This window comes from Fonticella tunisiensis (genome assembly GCF_004364155.1).
Lineage (GTDB): Bacteria > Bacillota > Clostridia > Clostridiales > Caloramatoraceae > Fonticella > Fonticella tunisiensis.
The window spans coordinates 23,736-43,539 of sequence record NZ_SOAZ01000021.1; the positions used below are offsets into that span (position 1 = coordinate 23,736).

19 protein-coding genes are annotated in these 19,804 nt (G+C 36.7%); 1 reads left to right on the top strand and 18 read right to left on the bottom strand.

Annotation, left to right across the window (positions count from 1 at the left end):
* Position 1: 1 nt before the first annotated feature.
* From EDD71_RS11185 to gpr, 18 genes are all read right to left on the bottom strand, one after another.
* A complete protein-coding gene (locus tag EDD71_RS11185; protein ID WP_166636458.1) occupies positions 2-2,068 on the bottom strand; it encodes an HD family phosphohydrolase in 2,067 nt (688 codons plus the stop codon).
* 5 nt (positions 2,069-2,073) lie between these two features.
* On the bottom strand, positions 2,074-3,039 hold the full coding sequence (locus EDD71_RS11190; RefSeq protein WP_133628827.1) for a PhoH family protein: 966 nt from the start codon (positions 3,037-3,039) through the stop codon (positions 2,074-2,076).
* Positions 3,040-3,054: 15 nt separating this feature from the next.
* The gene (yqfD, locus tag EDD71_RS11195) at positions 3,055-4,236 is read right to left on the bottom strand and encodes a sporulation protein YqfD (protein WP_166636459.1); all 1,182 of its coding nucleotides are present in this window, start codon (positions 4,234-4,236) and stop codon (positions 3,055-3,057) included.
* Between the two features lie 11 nt (positions 4,237-4,247).
* On the bottom strand, positions 4,248-4,517 hold the full coding sequence (gene yqfC / locus EDD71_RS11200; protein WP_133628829.1) for a sporulation protein YqfC: 270 nt from the start codon (positions 4,515-4,517) through the stop codon (positions 4,248-4,250).
* 195 nt (positions 4,518-4,712) lie between these two features.
* On the bottom strand, positions 4,713-5,156 hold the full coding sequence (locus EDD71_RS11205) for a GatB/YqeY domain-containing protein (protein ID WP_133628830.1): 444 nt from the start codon (positions 5,154-5,156) through the stop codon (positions 4,713-4,715).
* Between the two features lie 16 nt (positions 5,157-5,172).
* Complete coding sequence (rpsU, locus tag EDD71_RS11210) at positions 5,173-5,349, bottom strand: 30S ribosomal protein S21 (RefSeq protein ID WP_133628831.1); 177 nt, start codon at positions 5,347-5,349, stop codon at positions 5,173-5,175.
* Between the two features lie 136 nt (positions 5,350-5,485).
* Positions 5,486-5,827, bottom strand: coding sequence for a histidine triad nucleotide-binding protein (locus tag EDD71_RS11215; protein WP_423244825.1), 342 nt, complete (start codon positions 5,825-5,827; stop codon positions 5,486-5,488).
* A gap of 97 nt (positions 5,828-5,924) precedes the next feature.
* Positions 5,925-7,220: a tRNA (N(6)-L-threonylcarbamoyladenosine(37)-C(2))-methylthiotransferase MtaB gene (gene mtaB, locus EDD71_RS11220; RefSeq protein ID WP_133628833.1), complete on the bottom strand. Its 1,296-nt coding sequence runs from the start codon at positions 7,218-7,220 to the stop codon at positions 5,925-5,927.
* Complete coding sequence (locus EDD71_RS11225; protein ID WP_133628834.1) at positions 7,217-7,966, bottom strand: 16S rRNA (uracil(1498)-N(3))-methyltransferase; 750 nt, start codon at positions 7,964-7,966, stop codon at positions 7,217-7,219. Before EDD71_RS11225 ends, mtaB begins: the two co-directional genes overlap by 4 nt.
* A 10-nt stretch (positions 7,967-7,976) precedes the next feature.
* Positions 7,977-8,918, bottom strand: a complete 942-nt coding sequence (gene prmA / locus EDD71_RS11230) for a 50S ribosomal protein L11 methyltransferase (protein WP_133628835.1) — start codon at positions 8,916-8,918, stop codon at positions 7,977-7,979.
* A 297-nt stretch (positions 8,919-9,215) separates the two neighbouring features.
* Entirely contained in the window at positions 9,216-10,352 is a 1,137-nt protein-coding gene (gene dnaJ, locus EDD71_RS11235; RefSeq protein WP_133628836.1) for a molecular chaperone DnaJ, read from the bottom strand.
* Positions 10,353-10,458: 106 nt separating this feature from the next.
* Positions 10,459-12,279, bottom strand: a complete 1,821-nt coding sequence (gene dnaK / locus EDD71_RS11240) for a molecular chaperone DnaK (protein ID WP_133628837.1) — start codon at positions 12,277-12,279, stop codon at positions 10,459-10,461.
* A 33-nt stretch (positions 12,280-12,312) separates the two neighbouring features.
* A complete protein-coding gene (gene grpE, locus EDD71_RS11245; RefSeq protein WP_243116454.1) occupies positions 12,313-12,915 on the bottom strand; it encodes a nucleotide exchange factor GrpE in 603 nt (200 codons plus the stop codon).
* Between the two features lie 38 nt (positions 12,916-12,953).
* Positions 12,954-13,976 (bottom strand): heat-inducible transcriptional repressor HrcA, encoded by a 1,023-nt coding sequence (gene hrcA, locus EDD71_RS11250; RefSeq protein WP_133628838.1) that lies wholly within the window; start codon positions 13,974-13,976, stop codon positions 12,954-12,956.
* A gap of 166 nt (positions 13,977-14,142) precedes the next feature.
* Entirely contained in the window at positions 14,143-15,252 is a 1,110-nt protein-coding gene (gene hemW, locus EDD71_RS11255) for a radical SAM family heme chaperone HemW (protein ID WP_133628839.1), read from the bottom strand.
* Positions 15,249-17,057: a translation elongation factor 4 gene (gene lepA / locus EDD71_RS11260; RefSeq protein WP_133628840.1), complete on the bottom strand. Its 1,809-nt coding sequence runs from the start codon at positions 17,055-17,057 to the stop codon at positions 15,249-15,251. Before lepA ends, hemW begins: the two co-directional genes overlap by 4 nt.
* 137 nt (positions 17,058-17,194) lie before the next feature.
* Entirely contained in the window at positions 17,195-18,238 is a 1,044-nt protein-coding gene (gene spoIIP / locus EDD71_RS11265; protein WP_166636460.1) for a stage II sporulation protein P, read from the bottom strand.
* A gap of 73 nt (positions 18,239-18,311) precedes the next feature.
* Positions 18,312-19,286: a GPR endopeptidase gene (gene gpr, locus EDD71_RS11270; protein WP_133628842.1), complete on the bottom strand. Its 975-nt coding sequence runs from the start codon at positions 19,284-19,286 to the stop codon at positions 18,312-18,314.
* Between the two features lie 230 nt (positions 19,287-19,516).
* On the opposite strand from gpr, the gene rpsT reads away from it, so the two are divergent.
* On the top strand, positions 19,517-19,786 hold the full coding sequence (rpsT, locus tag EDD71_RS11275; protein ID WP_133628843.1) for a 30S ribosomal protein S20: 270 nt from the start codon (positions 19,517-19,519) through the stop codon (positions 19,784-19,786).
* Positions 19,787-19,804 lie beyond the last annotated feature (18 nt).

Here is a 19,804-nt window from a genome sequence, read left to right on the forward strand (position 1 = left end):
CTTAATTTTCCTCCTTATCCTTCGTTTCTTTCTCTATCTCGGGATATTCTATTCTATTGTGAAAAATACCTATAAGTACCTTTATAAAAGCCTTTTTAATCTTACCAATATCCTTTAGAGCTAAATCGGCATTATCGAGCTGACCATCCTCAACCTTTTCATTTACTATCTTATCAACCATTTTTTCAATGTCCTGAATGGTTGGGCTAGTCAGTGATCTAACTGCAGCTTCGACGCTGTCGGCCAGCATAACAATTGCTGATTCCTTGCTCTCAGGCTTTGGGCCTTCATACCTGAATGAAGCCTCTTCTACTACCTCTTTCCCGTCCTTTATAGCCATAACATAAAAATATCGAACGAGAGTTGTACCATGATGTTGAGCTATTATATCGATTATAGCTGAAGGAAGCCTGTGTTTTTTCGCCATCTCTATTCCATCCTTAACATGGGATGTGATAATGAGGGTGCTCAGCTTTGGAGTTATTTTATCATGTGGATTGTCATTTGTAATTTGATTTTCTTTAAAAAAGTATGGTCGTTTCATTTTACCTATGTCGTGATAATAGGATCCAACCCTTGCCAAAAGAGAATTAGCCCCAATTTCATCGGCTGCAGCCTCCGATAAATTGCCCACTAAAATACTATGATGGTACGTACCTGGAGCCTCAAACAACATTTTTTTAAGCAAAGGTTGATTAGGGTTTGAAAGCTCAAGAAGCTTTATTGGGGTTATGATATCGAAAAGTCCCTCAAAAATAGGAAGTATGCCAATGGCGAGGACTCCTGACAAAATTCCTCCTGCAATACCCTTGGAGCCGTTTATTAAATTTTGTGTTATATTGATATTATTAATAATTCCAATCGATATTATTACAATGCCATTCAGCACTCCAATTGAAAAACCACTTAAAAGCACGTTGTTTCTCTGTTGTGCCCTGTTTGTAAACAAAATTCCCGCGATTGAGCTAATTATATATAGGAGTATAAATTCATAATTGAAATTGGTTATACATGCAACAATCACTGCTATAGGCAATGTAATTACAAATGACAATAAAGGATCGAATATCAGTGCCATGAGTATTGCAGTAAACGCAGCAGGTATCAAATACGGAGAAATTACATTTATACCTGCAATAAATAATGAATTTATGCATAAAACTATTGATATGATGAGCAACTTGCTGTTTTCTTCAAAGACATTTCTTTTAAACTTATATATATACCATACTATAATAGATAAAACAATTAATACGAGTACGGCAATTCCTGAATATATCTTAATATCACCCAAGTGGTCCTGTTCAAGTATTCCAGCATCCCTCATTAAACTTATATGCCTTGATGTTACCGGTTCTCCCTTTGAAATGATAATTTGTCCTTTTTTTATTATAACATCTGAAACAGCCTTTATTGCCTTATCCTTCTCTTCATTGGTCTTCTCCTCATCATATAATGAATTTATCTTTATGAGATTATAACTAATATCTGACGCAAGGTCCCTCATTGCCTTTGAAGTAAGTTCCTGTCTTATAACATTATCAAGCCTTTCCTGGGCAGCCTTCAAATCTTCATTATCTTTGATATCCTCTGAAAGTGTTTTAGATACCTCATTTATTAAAAAATTAGCTATGTGCTGGATTTCTTCGACACTGAGCTTTAGCGTCGTTATGTAATCCTCATCGGCAAGATTCATCTCGCCCTTCAATTTTTCAATTTTCGCATTTTGATCAAGATTAGAGTTTTTTAATTCAACTGCTTGATTAAAATAGGCCCTTATCTTATCTACTGCTCTTCTCTGAACCGTATAGTCCCTCGTATATTGTTTAGGAACATTTTTAATCGCTTCCTGCCTCCTTGCTTCTGTTAATCCTTTATCAACAAAGTCCCTTGGTGCCTTAATATCTGCAGGTGCTATGTCTCCCTCATTAAGCTCGTATTTTTGTGGAATAATGCTTTTGGAACAGATAAAAAATAAAATAAGAAAAGTAAGTAAACCTATTGCAATTTTCTGCAGCTTTTCATTGCGTATAAGTGTACCTGGTGAAATTCTTTTGTGAATATTCATATTCATCACCTATTTTCATTTTCCATTTCATACTTATCATAGGCTTTTATAATTTCCATAACAAGCTTGTGCCTTACAACATCCTTATGGGAGAAAGTGACAAATTCTATACCATCAATTCCCTTTAATATTTTTGTTACCTGTTGAAGCCCTGATACTTTTGCCGATGGCAGGTCGATCTGTGTCAGATCACCTGTAACAACAATCCTTGATCCGTACCCAAACCTGGTTAAGAACATTTTCATTTGTTCAGGAGTTGTATTTTGAGCCTCATCAAGTATTATGAAGCAATCATCAATTGTTCTTCCCCTCATATATGCCAGTGGTGCAACCTCTATTATTCCTGATTCCATATATTTTTGGAAGGTCTCTGCTCCCAGTATGTCATAAAGCGCATCATAGAGAGGCCTTAAATATGGGTTGATTTTCTCCTGCAAGTCTCCTGGTAAAAAACCAAGCCTCTCTCCCGCTTCTACCGCTGGCCTTGTTAAAACAATTTTACCAACCTTTTTTTCCTTTAGAAACTTAATTGCCATTGCTATAGCAAGGTAAGTTTTACCAGTTCCTGCAGGTCCAATACCAAACACAACTTCATTCTTTTTCATGGCATCTACATATGCCCTTTGTCCAAAGGTTTTACATTTTACATATTTCCCCCTTGCGGTTACAATAATAACATCATCGAGCAATTTTTCAAATTCCTGGGGATTATCTTCTATTACAAGTCCTATTATATAATTTACAGTATGAAGATTTATTATTTCGCCCCGTTTTGCAATTTCAAGAAGCTTAATAATTGTTTTAGCTGCCAGATCGACTTTTCCCTGTCCCGTTATTTTTATTTCGCTATCACGGTTTATTATAACAACATCAAAGGTTTGCTCAATAACTTTTATATTTTCATCAAACCTTCCAAACAAGTTTACAACATCCTCATATCTTTCAATTTCAATTCTGCTCTCCCTTTCCAAGTCATATCCTCCAATCTATTTCATTTCTTGTTCTTCACCTATATCCTCTTCCGAAATATATAAAACTCTAACCTTAACTTTTCCTTCTTCCTTTGATTTTTCAACCTTCTTATCAATTATTTTTATACCTTGGGGCATATCTTTTTTAAGCTTTTCCTCAGCTTTCTCAATAGCCATTTGATAGGCTTCCTCATAGCTCAATTTTACGCTGTTTTCAACTTTTTCAAAATAGTATTCAGTCACCTTTTCAATGGGTGTATCAAATCCTGCCAGGGAAACAGCTGATTTTTCTTCTATTTTATCATATTTTCCGAAATTAATCCTATCATTTTTTAAGTATACCCTTTTTCCGCCAATTATTAAATAAATTTTTTGTTTTGTTTGTCCTGTTCTAATTTCATATTTATAATCGAGATTTATTTCTTCTGTACAATCATACCATGTTTCAGCTTTTATCTCTCCCATCGCATAGGTAATATTAAGAGGAACATTATTTTTGTCAGTAACTATTCCTGATATAAGAATCTCACCTTTCTTAACTATATCTCCTTCCTTGACTTTAGGCTGACCCTGAAGCGCAATTATCCTTGTAATCTTTCCATCTTTAGATGCGATTATGTTCGATTTTTTATCCCTTTGTATTAAGGAAGGCGGCATAGTCCTTTCTACCACCTCTACCTTTGCATAGGTACCAATAAATCTTATATTCATCATGGATATCTCATTTATTTGTTTAGTTGCAGCATTTTCTACTTCCCTCAGCTTTATGCTGTGTTTAAACTTTCCTTCAGACAAACCAGCTTTTTTTAAGGCTTCATATATTCTCCTTGTTTCAATGTTTTTATTTCCTGTTATCTCTATCTTCCATACGATACTTGACAAATAAAATATTGCAGCTGCAAAAATTATAAGCCCAATTATAAAAAATTTCCTTCTTCTCAACTTGTTAAAGATAAAATGAGCTCCATGTTTATTGACTATTTTAATTTTAGCTCCTGTTTTTCTCGCTATGGTCTTTATTTTCCTATATTGATCATATCTCATTTTAAGTTTGAGCGTAGTAAAGTTTACCCGTTCTATATCCCACATAACCATTCCATAACGCGATACCATATTAATAAACTTTTCCGGGTTTAATACTTCAACTTTAACTGTTACAAATCCAGCTATAAATTCCCGAACCTTTTTTCCCCCCATTGCTTTACACCTCATTTGATATATTCTATGCTTGAAATTTCACCGGATATAATGATATTCTCCTGATTGATTTCTTTAATGTTTAGAAAACTTCCACTAACTTTAATTATTCCTAAGGTAGAGTTTATCCTCAAAATTTCCTTTGAATATTCTACTATCCCTCTATGGTTCTCTACGCTCATTTCATTGTTTCCTGTTATTCTAACCATAGGAGTATCAAGCACTACCTCCTTGGGTAGTTCTAATGAATCTGCAAATCTACTCTTTATATTATTTTTCATATTAATATCACCCTGACAATTTCTATATTATTATTCATATGCTTTGTATTTAGTTAAAATAACTTCCCTAATTTTCAATGCTTCAATTAGCATAATAAAAAGGAGCGTCGTATAGACACTCCTTAAAGACTCTTCATTTTATTTATTAGGTTTTTTTATCAAAATTAAAAAGACCCGACTAGCGGGTCCACTATCTCATTTCAGAGCCTCTTTTACAATCTGGCTTACAAGCTTTCCATCTGCTCTTCCTTTAACCTTTGGCATAACTGCTGTCATAACCTTACCCATATCCTTGATATCTGAAGCACCAACTTCAATCACAGCATTTCTAACGATTTCAGCTATTTCTTCTTCAGTTAGCTGCTGAGGAAGGTATTCAAGCAAAATCTCAATCTCTTTATTAGTCTGATCAATAAGATCCTGCCTATTACCCTTTTCAAACTCCACAATAGCTTCTCTTCTTTGTTTTATCTCCTTTGATAATATATCTATGACAGCCTCATCATCAAGCTTAGAACCGTCTACTTTTTCCGCCTTTAAAATGGCCGCTTTAGCCATGTTCAAAACGGTAGCTCTAAAACTATCCCTGCTTTTCATAGCAGATTTCCAGTCTTCCTGTAATCTTTCCTTGAGTGACATACTCACCCTTCTTTCATTATTTAAACTTTCTCTTACGAGCAGCTTCTGACTTCTTCTTACGCTTTACGCTTGGCTTTTCATAATGTTCTCTCTTTCTTATTTCAGCAAGAACGCCTGCTCTAGCGCATTTCTTCTTAAATCTACGAAGAGCATTGTCCAACGATTCGTTTTCACCTACTCTGATTTCTGACACCTGTTTTCCCTCCCTCCGCAATAGCATAACGCTACCAAGTAAAGTACATGCCGTGAAGAAAGTGGCTATAAACAACACATATAATATTATATTACATATGTGCAAATATTGTCAATGAAATATATAAATTATGTCATCAACCTGGAGGCCATGTCATATCTCTTCCACCAATTAGATGAAAGTGGAGATGGTTTACTGTTTGTCCTCCTTCGCTACCACAGTTGTTTACTATTCTAAAACCTCTTTCGGAGATTTTAAATTCTGAAGCAAGTTTTTTTGCTATAAGGAAAATATGGGCAACTACACTAGCCCTTTCAATGTCAAGTTCCATAGTAGAAGGAATATGCTCTCTCGGAACTATTAGAATATGTACTGGAGCAGCAGGATTAATATCTTTAAAAGCAACAACTTTATTATCTTCATATACCTTCTCTGCAGGTATTTCTCCACTTATTATTTTACAAAAAATACAGTCCATAATTACACCTCCTTTTCAAATGCATGTTATGTATGGGCATAATGTGCGCCCATTAGTAAACTTTATATCATAATTGAAGCACACATTATATTATCAATTAGCTTAAAAGTATTCCCGATGCTGAATCCCCCTTATTTTCTACAAGCTTTACTTCATATATTTCTCCAGTTTTTATTCTTTCATCCAAACATTCTACTTTAATATAATTGGTAGTATAGCCTTTAAATAAGCCGTTTTCACCTTCCTCGAAAAGCACCTTCATATTTCGTCCAACGAATCTTTCTATAAATCTTCTTTCAAGCTCATTATCAAGCTCTATTAATATTTTACTTCTTCTTTCTTTATCTTCAGGGCTGACCTGATTCTCAAGCTTTTCTGCTCTTGTACCTTTTCTGGGGCTATACTTAAATATATGCATTTTAGAAAGCTTAATGTCCTTCAAAAATTCGTAGGTTTTTTTAAATTCTTCATCGGTTTCTCCGGGAAAGCCCACAATAATATCGGTGGTTATGGATACATCCTCAAAGGTATCTCTAATCTTATTAACTATTCTTCTATAATCATCCGTTGTATAATGCCTGTTCATTCTCTTTAAAGTTTCATCGCATCCACTTTGAAGTGAAAGATGGAAATGCGGACAAAACTTATGCAGTTTTTCGAGCCTTTCAATTACCTCATCGCTAAAGAATGTTGGATCTATCGATCCAATTCTAATCCTCTCTATACCTTCAAAACCATTTATCAGCTCTATAACATCAACCAGATTTATATTTCCGATATCTTTACCATAAGACGCTACATGTATCCCTGACAGTATTATTTCCTTAAAGCCCCTCTCTGAAAGCTTTTTAACTTCCTTTTCAATATTTTCAATGCCCCTGCTTCTTACAGGGCCCCTTGCAAATGGAATAAGGCAATACGAACAGAACCTGTCACATCCATCCTGTATCTTTAAAAATGCCCTTGTTTTATCATGGTATTCATCTATTTCAAGTTCCTCAAATTCTCTGATGTTCATTATATTTTGAATATGGCGGACCTGCTTTTTATTTTTCTTATACTCGTCAATAAGTTTAAGTATTTTTCCCTTATCTGATGTTCCGACTATTATATCAACACCGTCTATTGAGGCTACTTCATCAGGAGCTACCTGAACATAGCATCCAACCGCCGCCACAACCGACTTTGGATTTAACTTCTTCGCTTTTCTTATCATCTGCCTCGATTTTTTATCGCTTATTTTGGTTACTGTACAAGTGTTAATTATATATACATCTGCATACTGGTCAAAATCCACTATCTCATAGCCATTTTTTATAAACATCTCCATGATTGCTTCTGTCTCATAGGTATTAACCCTGCATCCTAAAGTATAAAATGCTGCTTTATTCATCCCTTTCCTCCCATATCTCCAATTTCATATAGTATCATAGTAGATGCTACAAATCCTGCCGTTTCCGTTCTTAAAATCCTTGGGCCCAATGTTACAGGCTTTATGCCTGCCTTAAGGCAGCGTTCTATTTCATACTCCTCAAATCCACCCTCAGGACCAATAAATATGCCAATATCTTTATATGTCATACCATTTTTCAGTACGTTCTTAATCCCTAGAGACTCTTCTCTTTCATATGGAACAATAGTTAAATCCATATTCCCAAGCATTTCAATCGACTTCTCAAAGGATATGGGCTTGAAAATCTTAGGGATAGTTCCACGATTGCTTTGTTTTGCAGCTTCCTCAGCAATACGCTGCCATCTTTCCAGCTTACCAGTGATGTCTTTCCCCTCTGTTTTAACCACTACTCTGCTTGTTATAACAGGTTGAATTTTTGAAACTCCTATTTCCACACACTTTTGCACTATTAAATCCATCTTTTGAGCTTTTGGAAGTCCCTGAAAAAGGGTTATACTAACAGGAGGTTCAGTTTTGTTTTCCATTTCATATATTATATCACATATTACTTCCTTTGTGCTTAAATTGGATAATGAACAAATATATTCTTTGCCTCTTCCGTTGCTCACTAATATCTTATCTCCATTTTTCATTCTCAGAACCTTAACTATATGGTTTACATTTTCTCCAACTATACATATACTGTCTTTATGAATATTGCTTTCATCGACAAAAAACTTGTGCACTATATCACCTCTAGTGAAGTTTTGAAGCTATGGCAACCCATTCTCCCATTTCCCTTACCTCATGTATAACAAATTTCTCTTTTAAAAGCGCTTCAACAACATCCTCTTTTCTATCTATGATTATTCCCGAGGCAATGAATAAACCGTCATCCTTTAGGTAGTTTTTTATATTTCCTGCAAGTACCTTTATAACGTCAGCAATTATATTTGCAACTACTATGTCCCCTTTTCCTTCGATAACTTCTGTAAGGTTTCCATGTTTTATTACAACGTTGGTAAGATTGTTATATGCTACATTCTCCTGTGCAGCCCTGACAGCAATTTCGTCAAGGTCAACTGCCTCTACCCTTTCAGCACCAAGTTTTGAAGCGGTAATAGCAAGAATGCCAGAACCTGTGCCTATATCAAAAACAACATCGCCTTTTTTTACGTATTTTTCAAGAAATTCAACGCACATCATGGTTGTTTCATGTGTTCCAGTTCCAAAGGCCATTCCCGGATCCAGTTCAACTACCACATCATCTTCTTCAGACTCATAAATTTCCCATACGGGCTTAATAACTACGCGCTTTCCGAGTCTGGTAGTTTTGTAATATTTTTTCCACGATGCAGCCCAGTTTTCTTCGTATACTGCTGTGGTTATAACCTTACTGTCACCTACGTCTATACCCATTTCCTTCAATTCCTTGAGTTTACCCTCTATATATTTTACTATTTTTTCTATGTCATCCTCCTGGCTGAAATATGCCTTGACTACCGCTGCCCTGTCTCCATACTCAAATATATTAACATCGGCAAAATCCCAGCTCAGGGCATTTTGCTGCCTTGAGTATATATCATTCGGATCCTCTATTGCAACTCCTTTAACATCAAGTCCATAAAATATTCCCGACACAGGTTCTATCGCGCTGCTGCTCGTTATTACCTTAACTTCTATCCACTTTTCACTCATAGTATCAAATCCTTTCCCTTAATGCTTACAACAAAATATAAACGTTGCAAACCACCATTATATACTAAATATCCATTTTTTCCATATCCGACAATTAAATTAAACTACAAATGTCAAGCTAACGCAGCCAGAGACACTCCTACAAAATCATACAATATTTATTTCACATAATCCTGCTATTATACAATAAAAATTTTATCACATTTCAAGAAAATGTGTAACCATAACGGCATCAAATTATAAGCGATAAAAAATGAGCCGGCAAAACCAAGTTAATCCGGCCCAATATATAACAGGTTATCCGCCGAAGGCATCCTTAAATTTATCCATAAAGGACTTCTTCCCCTCGACTTTACTTTCACCCATCTCTGCTGCAAGCTGATTCAAAAGCTGTCTTTGTTTGTCATTAAGCTTTCTCGGTATCTCAACCTTAATTTCAGCATACAGATCACCCCTGTCGCCGCCACGCAACCTTGGTATACCTTTACCCTTCAGTTTAATTATCGTTCCCGGTTGAGTACCCTCTGAAATAGTATAGTTTGTATCGCCTTCAAGGGTAGGAACTTTAATTTCACCACCCAATGCTGCCCGAACGAAGGAGATTGAAACTTCACATGTTATATCGAATCCCTGTCTTCTGAATATCTTATGGGGCCTTACCCTGAGATGTATATAAAGGTCGCCAGAAGGTCCTCCTTTAGAACCCGGTTCTCCTTCTCCTCTAAGTGGGATTGTATTACCCGTATCAACTCCAGCCGGGATATTAATTGTTACAACCTTTTTCTTTCTTACCTTGCCCCTTCCTCCACAGGAAGGACATGGGGATTCTATTATTGTCCCTTCTCCATGACATTTATCACATGTTGTAACACTCACAAAACTCCCAAAGGGAGTATTCCTTCTTGTCTGTACCTGTCCTGTACCATGGCATTTGTCACATGTCTTAGGTGAAGTTCCAGGCCTTGCTCCTGTGCCGTGACAAGTTTCACAGGTTTCGTGCCTGTAGATATCTATTTCTTTTTTCACCCCGAAGGCAGCTTCTTCAAATGAAAGGTCCAGAGTATACTCAATATCGGCACCTCTTTGGGGGCCACTTTTTTGCTTTCTTCCTCCGCTGAACATGCTTCCAAATATATCGCCAAATATATCTGAAAATCCTCCGAAACCTTCAAAACCTCCAAAGCCTTCAAAGCCTCCAAAACCACTCTGTCCATTAAAATCGGCTGTTCCAAACTGGTCGTATTGAGCTCTCTTTTGTGGATCTGAAAGGACTTGGTATGCTTCATTTATTTCCTTAAATTTTTCCTCAGCTGCCTTGTCACCCTGATTCTTATCTGGATGATACTTTATTGCAAGTTTTCTAAATGCCCTTTTAATATCTTCATCAGACGCGTTTCTATCGACTCCGAGAATCTCATAGTAATCCTTAGCCACCTGTATCACCACCTTTCACTTACTTTAACACCTAATAGCACAAGCAGTAAAAAATGTATCCATATAGTTCACATACATTAAGGAGGGAGTTTAGTCCCTCCTTAAATTATTTATCATCCTTTACATCGTAATCTGCATGAACTTCTCCATCGTTTCCGGGTTTTTGACCATTAAAGCCCTGCCCTGCAGCGTTGTTCTGCTGATAAATCTTTGATGAAATTTCATAGAACTTCTGGGTAAGTTCATCGGCGGCATTCTTAATAGCCTGAGTATCAGTACCGGATAGAGCATCCTTTACCTTTTTAATGCCTTCCTCAATTACCTTCTTATCGCTTTCGCTTATCTTTCCTTCAAGCTCTTTGAGGGTTTTCTCAGTTTGATATACGACTGAGTCTGCATTATTTCTAATCTCTATTGCTTCCTTAGCTTTCTTGTCCTGTTCAGCATATTTTTCAGCTTCCTTAACAGCTCTTTCGATCTCTTCATCTGTCAGGTTTGTTGAAGCCGTAATCGTAATATTTGCTTCCTTACCAGTTCCAAGGTCCTTTGCTGAGACATGGGTTATACCATTGGCGTCTATGTCAAATGTAACTTCAATCTGTGGAACTCCCCTTGGTGCTGGAGGTATTCCTGAAAGAGTAAATCTTCCAAGCGTCTTATTGTCGCGCGCCATTGGTCTTTCACCCTGGAGAACATGTATTTCTACTGAAGTTTGGCCATCTGCAGCAGTTGAGAATATCTGGCTCTTCTTGGTTGGTATTGTGGTATTTCTTGGGATTAGAGTTGTAAATACTCCACCAAGTGTTTCAATACCAAGTGATAGTGGTGTAACGTCAAGAAGAAGTATATCCTTAACTTCTCCTGTTAAAACTCCGGCCTGAATTGCTGCACCTATTGCAACGCATTCATCAGGGTTAATTCCCTTTGATGGTTCCTTTCCTGTAAAGTTTCTAACTGCCTCCTGAACCGCAGGTATTCTAGTTGATCCTCCAACAAGGACAACCCTATCAATTTGGTCAATTGTTAAACCAGCATCGCTAAGGGCATTTTTCATAGGTGTAATAGTTGCCTCAACAAGGTCTGATGTAAGCTCATTAAATTTAGCTCTTGTAAGCGTTAAATTAATGTGCTTTGGACCAGTAGCATCTGCAGTAATAAATGGCAGGTTAATCTCTGTGCTAAGCGAGGATGAAAGCTCAATTTTTGCCTTTTCTGCAGCTTCCTTTAGCCTCTGCATTGCCATTCTGTCATTGCTTAAATCTATTCCATTTTCCGCTTTGAAAGTATCTATAAGATACTTCATTATTCTTTCATCGAAGTCGTCTCCACCTAGCCTTGTATTTCCGTTTGTTGACTTAACTTCAAACACACCATCTCCTATTTCAAGGATGGATACGTCAAAGGTACCACCACCAAGGTCATATACAAGTATCTTCTGGTTTTTATCCATTTTATCAAGACCATAGGCAAGGGAAGCTGCCGTTGGCTCGTTTATAATCCTTAATACTTCAAGACCTGCTATTTTTCCAGCATCCTTTGTAGCTTGCCTCTGGCTGTCATTGAAATATGCTGGTACTGTTATAACCGCCTGAGTAACAGGTTCTCCAAGGTAAGCCTCTGCATCAGCCTTTAGCTTCATCAATATCATCGCTGAAATTTCCTGTGGAGTATATTCCTTGCCATCGATATTTACTTTATGGTCAGTTCCCATATGCCTCTTAATAGAAATAATAGTTCTATCAGGGTTTGTAATGGCCTGTCTTTTTGCAACCTGACCTACAATTCGTTCCCCATTTGGTTTGAATGCAACAACTGAAGGAGTTGTTCTTCCTCCCTCTGAGTTTGGGATTACAACAGGTTCTCCACCTTCCATAAAAGCCACACAAGAGTTTGTTGTACCAAGGTCAATTCCTATAACCTTTCCCATTTCATATCCTCCTTTATTTTATTTAATTTCAGGTTAATTTGCTACCTTAACCATACTATATCTAATAACTTTATTTTTATATTTATATCCTTTCTGGAATACTTCAACAATCACATTTTCCTCATAATTTTCATCTTCTATATGCATAACCGCATTATGGAAATCAGGGTCAAACTTTTTGCCTTCGGCCTCGATCTCTTCCACTCCCATCTTTACAAGGGTATCCTTAAACATTTTAAGTACCATCTCTACCCCTTCGGACAGGCTACTGCTTTCAGCCTGACTGAAGTTTACAGCCCTTTCAAGGTTATCAAGGATAGGAAGAAGGCTCTTTACTGCATCGGAAAATCCGTCATCATACAAACTTTCCCTTTCCTTTGCACTCCTTTTCCTATAATTATCAAATTCAGCTCTGGTTCTTCTTGCTAAATCCAGATATTCTTCGCACTGCTTTTCAAGCTCTTCAATTCTTTTTATAAATTTCAAATTATTATTTTCGCCTTCCTCTTCTTCTGTACAATTTTTTTCAGTAACCTCTTCATTATTCAAAGTGTTTTGTTCATCCAACACTTCCTTTTCGCTGAATGCCGCTTCGACATTCATTTCATTCTTTTCAATATTATCATTACCCGCCACACTATCACCTTCTATATTATTATATCATCCATATTATTTTATGGAGATTTTAGAATATCATTTAAAATATCTGTAAGGCATTTTATTATACCTATAACCCTTGCATAATTCATTCTAGTAGGGCCTATAACCCCTATAGTGCCTGCAGTTTTTCCACCTACCTTATAAGACGCTTTTATTATACTGCAATCTTTAATTTCCTCGATTTCATTTTCTTTTCCAATGGTAATTGTTATATTGTCATCTCCACTTGATAAAGCTTCAATAAGTACATCCTTATTTTCAATCATTGATAGAAAATTATATGCTTTGTCCCTATCGTCATACTCAGGATAATTGAAAATATTCGTAGCGCCCTCAAGATAAACATCACAGTCATTAGCTTTTAAACTATCATAAATCACAGGCAATATGGCATTAAATATCTCACTGTATCCCCTCATCTCATTTTGTATTGAAGAGATTACAGCAAGATCTATTTCTTCAATAGTCAGTCCATAAAGTTTTGAATTAAGCATATTGCTTATTCTCATAATACTTTCAGTACTAACTTCTTTTGGCAGCTTTATTACAACGTTTTTTATAATGCCCGTATCTGTAACAACCACTGCTATAACATCCCTGGCTGAAACCCTTATGAGCTGTATAGATTTAACTGTACTCCTGTTTACAGATGGCGTTAAAACAGCCGAGGTATACATAGTTATCTGAGAAAGCAGTTTTATTGTGCGCTTAATAATTTTATCCACTTCATATACTGTCGCAAACTTCATATAGTTTTTTATAAGTTCTATTTCTTCGTTTGTAGGATAATTTACCTGCATGAGGTAGTTTACATAGGTTCTATATCCTTTATCTGAGGGAATCCTTCCTGAAGACGTATGGGGCTGTTCCAGATATCCAAGATCCTCAAGATCAGACATCTCGTTCCTTATGGTAGCAGAGCTTATTCCCATTTCATATTTTTTTGCAATGGTCCTTGACCCTACTGGCTCTGCAGTTTCTATATAATCAGTTATAATAGCCTTTAAAATACTCTTTTTTCTATCCCCAAGCTCCATAGTTTCACCTCACTTTATTAGCACTCTCATTTAATGAGTGCTAATTTTACGATTATAAAATATCACTATTGAGTAATTTTGTCAATATCTCAGGTGTTCTTTTACAAAAATAAGTTTCTTATCTATATATTAAATATAAAAACTACCTGTTTTATAAACAGGCAGTTTATCCTCTTAAAAATTTCACAAACACCTGATTGGAGAGGTCGATACCTTTTTTAGTAAGCTTAATGAACCCATCTTTTTCTGATATAAGTCCCAGTTCTTTAAGTTCCTCAATTTCTCTTGAATATACCTTGTAAATATCAACTCCAAACCTTTGATTAAACCTTTCTTTGCTTATACCATTAATCATCCGAAGCCCTAGAAACATAAATTCAGACATTTCATCATCAGTTGAAATAAAGGTTATGTTCTCCTTTGCATTCCCCGTTTTAATTCCTTCAATATAGGATTTAACACCCTTTTTGTTGCTGTATCTTACACCTGAAACATAGGAATGAGCTCCTGCCCCAACTCCTATATATTCCTCATTAAGCCAATAGGTAATATTATGCCTGCACTCATATCCAGGTATAGAAAAGTTGGATATTTCATATTGCATTAGCCCGAAAGCTTCCAAGCTCTCTACAACAAACCAGTACATGTTTCTTTCATTTTCTTCGTCGACGAGATTCAGGAGCCCCTTTTCATTCATATCATAAAAAGGCGTCTCCTCCTCTATTATAAGGCTATAAGCTGATATATGTTCAGGCTTTAACCCCTTAACCTTTTCCACGGTTTCAATCCAGTCCTCAAAACTTTGATCTGGTATGTCAAACATTATGTCTATATTTATGTTATTAAAACCATGTCTTCTCGCCATGTTGTAGCTATTTAAAAACCCATCCAGAGTATGAATTCTGCCGAGCTTTTTAAGCAATCTGTCCTGCCATGCCTGAAGGCCTATTGATAATCTATTCACGCCGTAGGAGTTCATAAGTTTTAGCTTATCATCATCCAGGGTACCAGGATTTGCCTCTAACGTGAATTCCATGGGGCTGAACTTTGAAAGCTCTTTTAAAAGCTTTTCCATGCTTTCTAAAGATAGTATAGTGGGGGTCCCCCCACCTACAAATATAGTTTGAAATCTATCTATACCCAGGGAATTGATTTCCTTAATAAGATATTCAACATACTCGTCCTGAATACCCGAAGACATTGAGTATGAGTTAAAATCACAGTAGAGGCATTTTTTTACACAAAAAGGTATGTGGACATAAAGGGATCTTATCATGATTCCACCTTCAAAACTGCCATAAAGGCTTCCTGAGGTACCTCAACGGTTCCTATCTGTTTCATTCTCTTTTTACCTTCCTTTTGCTTTTCAAGAAGCTTCTTCTTTCTTGTTATATCCCCGCCATAACACTTTGCAAGGACGTCCTTTCTAAGCGCCTTGACAGTTTCCCTTGCTATTATCTTTGAGCCTATGGCTGCCTGTATTGGAATTTCAAAAAGCTGTCTTGGAATTATTTCCTTAAGTTTTTCAGCTATAGCCCTGCCCCTTGCATAGGCCCTTTCCTCGGGAACTATTTGAGAGAGGGCATCAACGGGATCACCATTAAGAAGTATATCAAGTTTTACAAGCTTTGATTCTTTATATCCCGCTAGCTCATAATCTAAAGAAGCGTAGCCCTTTGTTCTGGATTTGAGAGCATCAAAAAAGTCATATATTATCTCGTTCAGGGGCATTTCGTAATGAATCATAACCCTTGTGGTTTCAATGTATTCCATGTTCTTAAATACGCCTCTTTTATTCTGGCAGAGCTCCATAACAGCGCCAACATAGTCTGAAGGACATATTATTGAAGCATTAACTATGGGCTCTTCCATATAATCTATTTCCGAAGGAGAAGGCATGTTTGTTGGATTTGTAAGTTCTATAATCTCTCCGTTTGTCTTAATCACCTTATAAATAACACTTGGTGCAGTTGTAACAAGATCTAAATTGTATTCCCTCTCAAGCCTCTCCTGAACTATTTCCATGTGAAGAAGTCCAAGGAAGCCACATCTAAAGCCAAATCCTAGTGCAAGGGAGGTTTCAGGTTCAAAGGTTAGTGCAGCATCGTTTAACTGAAGTTTTTCAAGGGCCTCCTTTAATTCTTCATATTTTGCACTGTCCGCTGGATATATACCGCTAAAGACCATAGGTATGGCTGGCCTGTATCCCGGGAGAGGCTCCTTTGCAGGCCTTTCAGACTCCGTTATAGTATCTCCAACTCTTGCATCCTTAACGTTTTTAATGCTGGCAGTTATATATCCTACGTCCCCTGCCTTAAGCTCTGAAGTTTCGAGGTATTTGGGAGTGAATATGCCTACTTCATTTACTTCATAGTCCTTTCCTGACGCCATAAGCCTTATTTTAGTACCCTTCCTCACAGTCCCCTCCATAACCCTTACATAGCATATGACTCCTTTATATGGGTCGTAATAGCTGTCGAATATAAGGGCCCTTAAAGGAGCGTTCTCATCCCCTGCAGGGTGTGGAATCTTTTCTACAACTGCCTTTAATACATCCTCAATACCTATCCCCACCTTTGCAGAAATAAGGGGTGCATCTGAGGCGTCAAGGCCTATTACATCTTCGATTTCCTGTTTTATTTCCTCGGGCCTTGCACTTGGCAAATCTATCTTGTTGATTACAGGAACTATCTCAAGATCATGATCAAGGGCAAGATAGCAGTTTGCAAGTGTCTGCGCCTGTATCCCCTGTGTAGCGTCAACTACAAGAATAGCACCTTCACAGGCTGCAAGGCTCCTTGATACCTCATAATTGAAATCTACGTGCCCGGGAGTATCTATAAGGTTAAGTATGAACTCTTCGCCGTTCTCATCGGTATACACAAGCCTCACAGCCTGTGCCTTAATAGTTATTCCCCTCTCCTTTTCAAGTTCCATAGTATCAAGAACCTGATCTTCCATTTCTCTCTGGGTTAGAGTTCCTGTCATTTCTATCAATCTATCTGCCAGTGTCGATTTTCCATGGTCAATATGGGCTATTATACAAAAGTTTCGAATCCTTCTTTGCCTTTCAGTTGACATAAATATCCTCCTTGCAGTATAACGAGCTAATGAATCCTTTCTTTAGTTTCTCACATCCAAGTAATTTCTAACATAAAATCAAATTAAATTATATCATATAATTTTTGGAATATGTCAATAAAAAAAGTAGCCCGAAGCTACTTTACATTTTCATATAAAACCCTTGAAATTATCTTTGCTGAATTAAGTGCTTCCTGAAGTGTATTTTCATCGGAACCCACTTCAATTAGAACACAGTTTGCTGATAGATCCTGGTTATATACAGCATTTTTATAAACGATTCCCCTCGAAAATCCTTTATAAAGTCTTTCAAAGGTATCATTTAACTTTTGGGAAAGATTTGTATTTAATTCCTTGTTTCTATTGTTTGCACCAACAACAAACATAGTTCTAGCATATTGCTCGTTATTAATTATAGCGGTTCTACTTTTGCTGCTTACACCACCATCTCTATGAAGGTCTATTATAATTTTAAGGCTTGGATATTTTTTAATGTATTCTTCAACCGTTGGTCTTGACCTTCCGTAGGAACCAGTTCTTGTCGGCAAATCATGTACCCTTGTGTCGTGAATCGTAGCAATTCCATATTTAGATTCCAGTTCCTTTTTTATCTCTTCTCCAACCTTTACAATTCCAAGATTGAAATCAGTAGAAAAGTCACTTCCATAAGTATTGCCGGGATTATAAATTTCCCTGGTATGGGTATGATAAATCAATATAAGTGGTTTATCCGGATTAAGCTTTAAAGGCGTAAAATCATTATTCTCTTCCGGTTTCTGCCCTTCAGCATTATTATTTGGAGCCCCTTCATTTTGAGATGGAGTTATCACAGCAGGTTCATCCCCATTGTTTACTATGGAAGTTACGTCTATTAAACTCAATATGGGTATCTGAGCAGCTATATAGGTTTTAGGGTTTGAAATGTCTATATCTGTTAAATATTTGAAAACAAGGGGAAAAAGTTCTTCTCTGTCCTCATCCTCGTCCCTCTGCATGGTTACATCCACAAAGGCATTGGACTTGTTTAGGACCTGCTGAAAAAGATTGGTATTTAAATAGTTAATATTCGCAGCTGTGCTTATAGGATTTAGTATGGGGAAAATAATTGCCTTAATCAATAATAGTAAACCAAGGAGGTAAATTATAATTTGAGCAAATGAATCCAGCTTTAATTTAGACATGCCCCTCATCTCCTTCGTATAAATCTCAGAATATTATATGAGGGGCAGTATCTTAAATATTCCAGAAATTTTGTCAGTTGATGTATTTATTAATATCCTTGAGTTCTATTGATGGATGAAGTGCTATGTTTATTCCGTTAGCTATAATTTTAGACATAGTATCGACCAGTGAGTCTATTTCTTTTGGAGTTACCATCATGTTTCCATTTTCTAAACTTAGAATCTCCCTTATCATCATATATTTTTCATTTTTATCCACGTTTTTTAACATTTTATAAAATTCCTTGTTGTTTTTAGTTTGTTCAATAAGTCTATCAAGCATCATATCCATAGTATCATTTGCAAGAGTAGCGGCATCCACAACGGTGGGCACCCCTATGGCTATAACAGGTATGCCCATGGTTTTTGTGTTAAATTCCATCCTCCTGTTACCTACCCCTGAACCAGGGCTTATGCCTGTATCTCCTATCTGAATAGTCGTTGCAACCCTTTCAGTTTTTCGCGAGGCAAGAGCATCTATGACGATTAAAACGTCAGGCTTTATTTTCTCAACAACCCCCTGAACTACTTCAGCAGTTTCTATACCGGTTAACCCCAATACTCCCGGGGCAAGGGCGCATACAGGGTTTATGCCTTCATCTATGGTGTCAGGAACATACTTTTTTAAATGTCTGGTTATCATAAGTCTTGAAACAACCTTTGGCCCCAGGGCATCAGGGGTAACGTTCCAATTGCCAAGTCCTACTACAAAAGCAGTCTGGCCATCCTTAATACTTATGACCTTGCTAAGCTGTTTTGCAACGCCTCTGCTTAAGTCATCCTGCATATTTGCATCGTAGTGGTTTATCTTCGGTATTTCCATTGTAATATAGGTTCCTTTGGGTTTTCCCATTATTTTAGAGCCCATCTCATCCTCTATCTTCACTGTTGTAACTCTAATACCATCATCTTCATTTACATCAACAACTACTCCAGGGACTTCTTTTCCATTTTCTTTCTGATATATTTCTCTTGCTTCAACAGCAAGGTCTGTTCTTATACTAAACATCTTATCCCTCCCAACATTATTTCTTAAAATGTAGGTTTTCCAATTCGCCAAATACTATTCCCTGTTGCATTCCAAATACATTAATAGTTAAGCAAAAAAAACATATAATACTTGAATAACACATTCTTTAATGCTATAATATCATTTGTTAATGTATGGAACCGGTCATCAGATTCCCCAGTCTGCAAATATCACTAACAATTTGTATTCAAAGAAGGAGGTACTTAAGCTTGGCAAATATTAAGTCAGCTATAAAGAGAATAAGAAAGACTGAAAAGAGAACGCTTAGAAACAAAATGGTTAAATCATCAGTTAAAACTATTATTAAGAAGTTTGAAGCAGCTGTTAATAACAACAACCTTGATGAGGCAAAAGCTCTTCTTTCAGAAGCATCACATGCTATTGACAAGGCTGCTGCAAAGGGAGTACTTCACAAGAATAATGCAGCGAGAAAGAAGTCAAGGCTTGCTCTTAAGTTAAATAAACTAGTTGCAAAATAATTTAAACACCCCGTTGGG

Excerpts from the sequence above, each read along its gene's own strand:
- EDD71_RS11185 (WP_166636458.1), bottom strand. The coding sequence starts at position 2,068 with ATGAATATTCACAAAAGAATTTCACCAGGTACACTTATACGCAATGAA.
- yqfD (WP_166636459.1), bottom strand. The coding sequence starts at position 4,236 with ATGGGGGGAAAAAAGGTTCGGGAATTTATAGCTGGATTTGTAACAGTT.
- yqfC (WP_133628829.1), bottom strand. The coding sequence starts at position 4,517 with ATGAAAAATAATATAAAGAGTAGATTTGCAGATTCATTAGAACTACCC.
- EDD71_RS11205 (WP_133628830.1), bottom strand. The coding sequence starts at position 5,156 with ATGTCACTCAAGGAAAGATTACAGGAAGACTGGAAATCTGCTATGAAA.
- EDD71_RS11215 (WP_423244825.1), bottom strand. The coding sequence starts at position 5,827 with ATGGACTGTATTTTTTGTAAAATAATAAGTGGAGAAATACCTGCAGAG.
- mtaB (WP_133628833.1), bottom strand. The coding sequence starts at position 7,220 with ATGAATAAAGCAGCATTTTATACTTTAGGATGCAGGGTTAATACCTAT.
- prmA (WP_133628835.1), bottom strand. The coding sequence starts at position 8,918 with ATGAGTGAAAAGTGGATAGAAGTTAAGGTAATAACGAGCAGCAGCGCG.
- dnaK (WP_133628837.1), bottom strand. The coding sequence starts at position 12,279 with ATGGGAAAGGTTATAGGAATTGACCTTGGTACAACAAACTCTTGTGTG.
- hrcA (WP_133628838.1), bottom strand. The coding sequence starts at position 13,976 with ATGGAGCTTGGGGATAGAAAAAAGAGTATTTTAAAGGCTATTATAACT.
- hemW (WP_133628839.1), bottom strand. The coding sequence starts at position 15,252 with ATGATAAGATCCCTTTATGTCCACATACCTTTTTGTGTAAAAAAATGC.
- lepA (WP_133628840.1), bottom strand. The coding sequence starts at position 17,057 with ATGTCAACTGAAAGGCAAAGAAGGATTCGAAACTTTTGTATAATAGCC.
- spoIIP (WP_166636460.1), bottom strand. The coding sequence starts at position 18,238 with ATGTCTAAATTAAAGCTGGATTCATTTGCTCAAATTATAATTTACCTC.
- gpr (WP_133628842.1), bottom strand. The coding sequence starts at position 19,286 with ATGTTTAGTATAAGAACAGACCTTGCTGTTGAAGCAAGAGAAATATAT.